Raw genomic sequence first — 727 nt, 5'->3', positions numbered from 1 at the left:
TCGCCGTCTCGCAGGGCCTCTTTGGCGTACTCTTGCTCGCAGGTGCGTGGTACGCCGAGATCCCCGCGTGGGCGTTCGGCGTCGCTGCAGAGACCGTCAGCGTGCGCGCCCTCGCGATCGGTGTCGGCCTCGGTCTCGCGCTCTACGCCGCGAACGAGGCCGGCGCGGCCGACGGCGCGCAGTTCGGACTCGGCGAGGGCGAACGACTGCGGAGCGCGCTCGCGCCGGACACGCTCGTCGGCTGGGCGGTCCTGCTGCTCGTCGTATTGCCAATCATCGCGGGCTTCGAGGAACTGCTCTTTCGGGGAGCACTCGTCGGCGTCGTCGCGGCCGGCTACGACGTCTCGCCGTGGGTGCTGGCCGTCGTTTCCTCGGGTGCATTCGCGCTTGGACACGGCGCACAGGGTCGCCTCGGTGTGCTCGTGACCGGGACGCTGGGCTTCGTCCTCGCGGCGGTGTTCGTCGTGACTGGAAGTCTCCTCGTCGTCGTGGTCGCACACTACCTCGTGAACGCGCTGGAGTTCGTCGTGCACGAAGGGCTCGGCGTCGAGTGGACGCGGGACATCTGATCGTTCCGAACCCGCTTCGACGTTCTGCAGGTATCCTCAGGCCGACTCGATCTCCCGCAAGCGTTCTGCCACCGACGCGGGGGCGCCGCTGGGGGCGTCGCGGACGCGATGGTCCGGGACGAAAAGCGGCACCGGATTCTCCGCGAGCGCCGTGCGCG

The 727-nt window shown here is 69.6% G+C and carries 1 protein-coding gene and 1 pseudogene; one reads left to right on the top strand and one right to left on the bottom strand.

What is annotated here, in order from left to right:
- A partial coding sequence (locus DEQ92_RS21065) for a CPBP family intramembrane glutamic endopeptidase (protein WP_147299535.1) occupies positions 1 to 569 on the top strand: 569 nt, incomplete at its 5' end.
- A gap of 36 nt (positions 570 to 605) precedes the next feature.
- Here the strand turns inward: DEQ92_RS21065 and DEQ92_RS24215 are convergent.
- A pseudogene (locus DEQ92_RS24215) lies at positions 606 to 727 on the bottom strand (methylated-DNA--[protein]-cysteine S-methyltransferase); the annotation flags it as partial.

Origin of the sequence: Haloferax sp. Atlit-6N (assembly GCF_003383195.1) — an archaeon.
GTDB lineage: Archaea > Halobacteriota > Halobacteria > Halobacteriales > Haloferacaceae > Haloferax > Haloferax gibbonsii.
Note: the sequence above shows the minus strand (reverse complement) of the source record. Positions and strands in the feature narration are given on the sequence as shown.